1 pseudogene is annotated in these 886 nt (G+C 75.2%); it reads left to right on the top strand.

Going from position 1 to position 886, the window contains the following annotated elements:
- Positions 1-14: 14 nt before the first annotated feature.
- Positions 15-886: pseudogene (locus tag NBZ83_RS32365) on the top strand (GGDEF-domain containing protein); the annotation flags it as partial.

The following is an 886-nucleotide window of genomic DNA, read 5'->3' as shown; positions in this document are numbered from 1 at the left end:
GGGCGGGACGGGGGATGCTTCTTTACGCCGCCGCAATCGCTGCCGGCCTGACCGCGACGCTGAGCTGCGCGTGGGCCGCGCGTCGGCTCGGCCGGGCCCGCGGCCGCTGGCTGATCTGGCTGTCGTCCGCGCTGACCGCCTGGACCGTGGGGCAGACGGCCTGGACGCTGCACCGCTGGGATCGGCTTGCCACCGTCCGCCCGATGGTCGCGGACGTCGGGTACCTCGCGGATGCCGGGCAGCTCGCCATGTCCGTCCTGGCGCTCGCCGCCCTCGCGGCGGTACCGGCAAGCCGGGCGCGGCGTTCTCGGCTCCGTTCCACGCTGCTCGCCACCACGACCTCGGCCGGGAAGCTGGGCGGGATGGGCTGGCCGGCCGGCGGGGGCTCGCGACTGAATCGCCTCACTCACGGCCTGCGGTTCGCCGGCATGCCCGTTGGCGGTGCTGGTAGTGGCGGCCCAGGCGGTGGGTCGCGGTCGTCCGGGGGGCTCGCCGGGCGACCGGCCACCGCCCTCGACGAGATCATCCTCGGCGGCTCGCTGTTCCTGCTCACCTGGGCGGGGCTCCTGGCCGGCCTCGATGAGGCTGAAACCGCAGACACCACCGGGGGCGAGAGTGCCGTCGGGGCGGTGCGGCATCTGGTGGCGGTGGCGCATCCGCTCGCGGTCCTCGTGCTGGCACTCGCGGTCCTGCACGTCGCGGGCTTCCGCCAGCCGGTGGACCTGCCGGCCGTCGCCACCGCCGGGATCGGCCTGGTCTTCCTGGCCGCCGTCGGCGTCTGGTGCGCACAGGTCGGCGGCGATGCCAGTGCCAGCCGACTGGGTAGCTCGTTGGCAGGTCTGGGGGCGGTGGTGGGCGCCTTGCTCGTCACTGGTGCGGCCTGGCG

It is taken from the genome of Frankia gtarii, from assembly GCF_025403375.1.
Taxonomy (GTDB): Bacteria; Actinomycetota; Actinomycetes; order Frankiales; family Frankiaceae; genus Frankia; species Frankia gtarii.
Note: the sequence above shows the minus strand (reverse complement) of the source record. Positions and strands in the feature narration are given on the sequence as shown.